Source organism: Paraburkholderia sp., from assembly GCF_034668105.1.
GTDB lineage: Bacteria > Pseudomonadota > Gammaproteobacteria > Burkholderiales > Burkholderiaceae > Paraburkholderia.
In genome coordinates, this window is sequence record NZ_JAXDPY010000353.1 from 1 (window position 1) to 6,064 (window position 6,064).

5 protein-coding genes are annotated in these 6,064 nt (G+C 64.3%); all 5 read left to right on the forward strand.

The genetic code is table 11. The features are described from left to right. Positions 1-901 (forward strand): FAD-linked oxidase C-terminal domain-containing protein (locus QOC89_RS15945; protein WP_323045889.1); only part of this gene is annotated, 901 nt, incomplete at its 5' end. Beyond that, positions 901-1,968, forward strand: coding sequence for a glycolate oxidase subunit GlcE (glcE, locus tag QOC89_RS15950; RefSeq protein WP_323045890.1), 1,068 nt, complete (start codon positions 901-903; stop codon positions 1,966-1,968). The genes QOC89_RS15945 and glcE, both read left to right, overlap by 1 nt. Before the next feature lie 120 nt (positions 1,969-2,088). Then, positions 2,089-3,429, forward strand: a complete 1,341-nt coding sequence (gene glcF / locus QOC89_RS15955) for a glycolate oxidase subunit GlcF (RefSeq protein WP_323045891.1) — start codon at positions 2,089-2,091, stop codon at positions 3,427-3,429. 19 nt (positions 3,430-3,448) lie between these two features. After that, the gene (locus tag QOC89_RS15960; protein ID WP_323045892.1) at positions 3,449-3,853 is read left to right on the forward strand and encodes a heme-binding protein; all 405 of its coding nucleotides are present in this window, start codon (positions 3,449-3,451) and stop codon (positions 3,851-3,853) included. Between the two features lie 159 nt (positions 3,854-4,012). Further along, the coding region (locus tag QOC89_RS15965) for a malate synthase G (RefSeq protein WP_323045893.1) at positions 4,013-6,064 on the forward strand (2,052 nt) is incomplete at its 3' end.

A 6,064-nucleotide genomic window follows, 5' to 3' on the forward strand; every position in this document is an offset into this window, starting at 1 on the left:
CGCACCCGGTTTCGATTTCCTCGCGCTTTTCACGGGCTCGGAAGGCCTGCTCGGCATCGTCACCGAAGTCACCGTGAAGCTGCTCACCAAGCCGCAAAGCGCGAAAGAGCTGCTCGCCAGTTTCGACGACGTCGAGAAGGCCGGGGCCGCGGTCGCCCAGATCATCGGCGCGGGCGTGATCCCGGGCGGCCTCGAAATGATGGACAACCTCGCGATCCGGGCGGCCGAAGACTTCATCCATGCGGGCTATCCGGTCGATGCCGAAGCGATCCTCCTGTGCGAAGTCGACGGCGTGGAAAGCGACGTGCAGGAAGACGTGGCGTGTGTCGAAGCGCTGTTGCGCGCCGCGGGCGCCACCGATATCCGCCTCGCCAAAGACGAAGCCGAACGCCAGCGCTTCTGGGCTGGCCGCAAGAACGCGTTCCCCGCGGTGGGCCGCATCTCGCCGGATTACTACTGCATGGACGGCACGATCCCACGGCGCGAATTGCCGCGCGTGCTCAAGGGCATCGAGGACCTCTCGAACGAATACGGCCTGAAGGTGGCCAACGTCTTCCATGCGGGCGACGGCAACATGCATCCACTGATCCTGTTCGATGCGAATGCGCCCGGCGAAACGGAGCGCGCCGAAGCGCTCGGCGCGAAGATTCTCGAACTGTGTGTGGCGGTGGGCGGCAGCATCACCGGCGAACACGGCGTGGGCCGCGAAAAGATCAACCAGATGTGCGCGCAATTCAATAGCGACGAACTGAGCTTCTTCCACGCACTGAAGGCCGCCTTCGATCCGGCCGGCCTCCTGAACCCCGGCAAGAACGTCCCCACGCTGCACCGCTGCGCCGAATTCGGCTCGATGCATATCCACCACGGCGCACTGCCCTTTCCCGAACTGGAGCGTTTCTGATGCTGATCGAAGCGGTATCGATGGACGATAGCGAACGGCTCGTCGCCGAAGTCTCGCAAGCATGGGCAAGCAGTACGCCACTGACGATTCGCGGCGGCAATAGCAAGGCTTTTCTGGGTCGCCCGCTGCACGGTACGCCGATCGACACGCGCTCGCACCGCGGCGTGGTCAGCTATGACCCGACTGAACTCGTGATCACCGCGCGCGCCGGCACGCCGGTCAGCGAACTGAATGCCGCGCTCGACGCCGCCGGTCAGATGCTGCCCTGCGAGCCGCCGAGCTTCGACGGTACCGCCACCGTCGGCGGGATGGTGGCGGCCGGCCTCTCCGGTCCGCGCCGGCCGTGGTCGGGTTCGGTGCGCGATTTCGTGCTCGGCTGCCGCGTCATTACGGGCAACGCCAAACATCTGCGCTTTGGCGGCGAAGTGATGAAGAACGTCGCGGGCTATGACGTCTCGCGACTGCTCGCCGGCAGCTTCGGCTGCCTCGGCCTGATTACCGAAGTGTCGCTGAAGGTATTGCCGAAGCCGCGCGCGCTCAGCAGCCGCGCGCTCGATCTCGATGCGCACGAAGCGCTGCGCGAACTGTCCGCGTGGCGCCGCGCCGCGTTGCCGGTCAGCGGCGCGGCTTACGTGGACGGCCGCCTGCATGTGCGGCTCGAAGGCGGCGTGGGGTCGGTGGCCGCGGCGGTGGATCGCATCGGCGCAAGCGAACTCGATCCGCGGTTCTGGGACGCGCTGCGTGAGCACCGTCTGGCATTTTTCGACGACACCCGGCCGTTGTGGCGCCTCTCGCTGCCGAATGCCGCGCCGCTGATCAGCTTGCCCGGCGACACGTTGCTCGACTGGGCGGGCGCGCAACGCTGGCTCAAAAGCGATGCGCCGGCGGCCACGATCCGCCAGATCGCGCACGCCGCAGGGGGCCATGCGACCTGCTTCACACCACAGGCGGACGCCGAACCCTTCACACCGCTGCCGAAGGCGCTGCTGCGCTTTCATCAACAGTTGAAGCAGCAACTCGATCCGCGCGGCCTGTTCAACCCCGGCCGTCTGTATGCCGGGCTGTGAATCTTGGCCTGTGAATCCCGGCCTGTGAATCTCGACCTGTGAACCTCGGCCTGTGAATCTCGGTCTGTATAGACCGGCCTGTGACCCTCGACCTGTGAAGCCCCGAAGGCGAACGACACCATGCAAACCAATCTCAGCGACGCCGCCAAAACCCTGTCACGCGCCGACGAAGCCGAACAGATCCTGCGCTCGTGCGTGCATTGCGGTTTCTGCAATGCGACCTGTCCGACCTATCAGTTGCTCGGCAATGAACTCGACGGCCCACGCGGCCGCATTTATCTGATCAAGCAGATGCTGGAAGGCGAGCCGGTCACGCAGAAAACCCAGTTGCACCTCGACCGCTGCCTGAGTTGCCGCAACTGTGAAACCACCTGCCCGTCGGGTGTCACCTATCATGCGCTACTGGATATCGGCCGCGCCGAACTGGAGCGGCGGATTCGACGGCCCGCCTCGGAGCGCCTGCTGCGCGAGGGTTTGCGCCGGGTGATCCCGAATCCGGCGGTATTCGACGCGCTGCTCAAGACCGGCCAGGCCATGCGCCCGTTTCTTCCGGCCGCGCTTGGACGTAAAATCCCCAAACGAAGCGCCCGGCTTAACGCTCCGCTTGATACTCGAACAAAGCCGAGGCCGGCGCCGCGGCATCCGCGCAAAATGCTGATGCTGGAAGGCTGCGTGCAACCCGCGCTGTCCCCGAACACCAACGCGGCCGCCGCGCGGGTGCTGGACCGGCTGGGCGTCAGCATCGTGAGCGCCGAGCGGGCCGGCTGCTGCGGGGCGACGGATTATCATCTGAATGCGCAAGAGGCAGGCTTGGCGCGGGCACGGCGCAATATCGACGCGTGGTGGCCCGCCATCGAGGCGGGCGCCGAGGCCATCGTGCAAACCGCGAGCGGCTGCGGCGCATTCGTCAAGGAGTATGGGCATCTGCTGCGCGATGATCCCCGCTATGCGTCAAAAGCGCAGCGGGTGAGCGCTCTGGCACGAGACCTCGTCGAGGTACTGGCTAACGAGCCGCTCGATCAGTTGCAAGCGACTGGATTGCCTGCGAGTTCTGCTGGCAATTCGCCGGCGAATTTGCCGACTGAAACGCCACAGCAAATGCCCCAGCAGTTGTCACCGCAGTTCTCACAGCAGGCCCGGCAGAAAATCGCGTTTCACTGCCCATGCACGTTGCAGCATGCGCAAAAACTGGGTGGCGCGGTCGAGTCGATCCTGCAACGGCTCGGCTTCGATCTCACCGCCGTGCCCGACGGCCATCTGTGTTGCGGATCGGCGGGCACGTATTCGATCACCCAGCCGGAGCTTGCGGAAAGATTACGGAGCAACAGGCTCGATGCGTTGGAAAGCGGCAAGCCGGAGCTGATCGTCACGGCCAACATCGGCTGCCAGACGCATCTGGACGGCGCCGGCCGTACGCCGGTACGCCATTGGATAGAACTTGTAGAAGCGTCCTTACCCTAAACGAAACAGGAAATTCATTATGCTGAGCAAACCCGTGTTGACCGTTGCCGAAACGACCCGAATCCTCGAGGCTGCCCGCGCGGAGGCCGAGAAGAACCAGTGGGCCGTCGCTATCGTGGTGGTCGACGACGGCGGCCACCCACTCGGCATGCTGCGTCTGGACGGCAGCGCCCCGGCCAGTTCGTATATCGCAACGGAAAAAGCCCGCACGTCGGCGATCGGCCGCCGCGAAACCAAGGTCTATGAAGACATGATCAACAACGGCCGCACGGCATTCCTGAGCGCGCCGTTGCAAGGCACGCTCGAAGGCGGCGTACCGGTGATCGTCGACGGCCAGGTGGTCGGCGCGGTCGGCGTGTCGGGCGTGAAGTCGGACCAGGACGCGCAAATCGCCAAGGCAGGTATTCAAGCCATCGTCGCCTAATTCAGGCCATTGCCGCTTAAGTTGGCATTTCATGCGTAGGTTCGTTCGCGTATTTTCGTTCAGATTGCGTTCGAAGCGGCGGCAATAAAATCGCAGCACAATAACGGACACAACGCGGACCGATGCCCCCTCATCGGTCCCATTCAGATGGAGCAGTTGATGACTCAGATGAACCCGCGCGGCGGACTGCAAGTCGCCGCCAACCTCGACCAGTTCGTCGAAACCGAGGCCCTGCCCGGCACCGGACTCGACAGCGCCGCATTCTGGTCAGGTTTCGACGCCCTCGTACACGAGCTGGCGCCCAAAAACCGTGTGCTGCTGGCCGAGCGCGACCGCCTGCAAATCGAACTCGACAGCTGGCATCGCGCCAATCCGGGTCCGGTGCGCGACCTGCGCGCGTACCGCGCCTTCCTCGAAGGCATCGGCTACATCGTGCCGGCGCCGGCGAGCGTCAAAGCCACGACCGACCAGGTGGACACCGAAATCGCCGAACAGGCCGGCCCGCAACTCGTGGTGCCGTTGTCGAATCAGCGCTATGCGCTGAACGCCGCCAACGCGCGCTGGGGCAGCCTGTACGACGCGCTGTACGGCACCGATGCGATCCCCGAGAGCAACGGCGCCGAAAAGCAGAAGGCCTTCAATCCGGTGCGCGGCGCCGCGGTGATCGCTTATGCCCGCAAGTTTCTCGATCAGGCCGCCCCGCTCGCGAACGGCTCGCACGTCGACGCCACGCTGTATAGCGTCGAAGGCGGCAAGCTCGTCGTCACGCTGAAGAGCGGCAAGACCGGATTGAAGACGCCGGCGCAATTCATCGGCTATCAGGGCGATGTGAGTGCACCGTCGGCCGTGCTGCTGAAGCACAACGGCCTGCATTTCGAAATCCAGATCGACGCGAACGACTCGATCGGCAAGACCGATTCGGCGCACGTGAAGGACGTGCTGGTCGAAGCCGCGGTGAGCACGATCATCGACTGCGAAGACTCGGTTGCCGCCGTCGATGCCGACGACAAGGTCCAGCTGTATCGCAACTGGCTCGGCCTGATGAACGGCGAGCTGACCGAAGAAGTCACGAAGAACGGCAAGACGTTCACCCGCCGTCTGAATGCCGATCGCGCGTACACCGCCGCCAACGGCACCGCGCCGGTCGTGCTGCATGGCCGCTCGCTGCTGTTCATCCGCAACGTCGGTCATTTGATGACGAACCCGGCGGTGCTCACCAAAGACGGCCAGGAGATTCCGGAAGGCATTCTCGACGCCGTCATCACCTCGCTGTGCGCGCTGCACGATCGCAAGCACAAGCTGAATTCGCGCACCGGCTCGATCTACATCGTGAAGCCGAAAATGCACGGCCCGGCTGAAGTCGCGTTCGCGAGCGAGCTGTTCGCGCGCGTCGAAGACCTGCTGAAATTGCCGCGCAACACGATCAAGATGGGCATCATGGACGAGGAGCGCCGCACCTCCGTCAACCTGCTCGCGTGTATCGGCGAAGCGTCGGAGCGTGTCGCGTTCATCAACACGGGGTTCCTCGACCGCACCGGCGACGAAATGCATACGTCGATGGAAGCCGGCCCGATGATGCGCAAGGGCGACATGAAGTCGAGCGCATGGATCGCCGCGTACGAGCGCAGCAACGTGCTGGTCGGTTTGAGCGCGGGCCTGCGTGGCCGCTCGCAGATCGGCAAGGGCATGTGGGCGATGCCCGACCTGATGCACGCGATGCTCGAACAGAAGATCGCGCATCCGAAGGCCGGCGCGAACACCGCATGGGTACCCTCGCCGACCGCCGCGACGCTGCATGCGCTGCACTATCACCAGGTCGACGTGCAGGCGGTTCAGCAGGAACTCGAACGCACGGATTACTCGAAGGTCCGCGACGAACTGCTCGATGGTTTGCTGACGATTCCTGTGGTCGAATCGGCGAAGTGGAGCGCGGACGAGATCCGCAGCGAAGTCGACAACAACGCGCAAGGCATTCTCGGTTACGTGGTGCGCTGGGTCGACCAGGGCGTGGGTTGCTCGAAGGTGCCGGACATCCACAACGTCGGCTTGATGGAAGACCGTGCCACGCTGCGTATTTCCAGCCAGCACATCGCCAACTGGTTGCATCACGGGGTGGTGACGCGCGAGCTGGTCGAAGAGACTTTCAAGCGTATGGCGAAGGTGGTCGACGAGCAGAACGCGGGCGACCCGCACTATAAGCCGCTGGCGCCG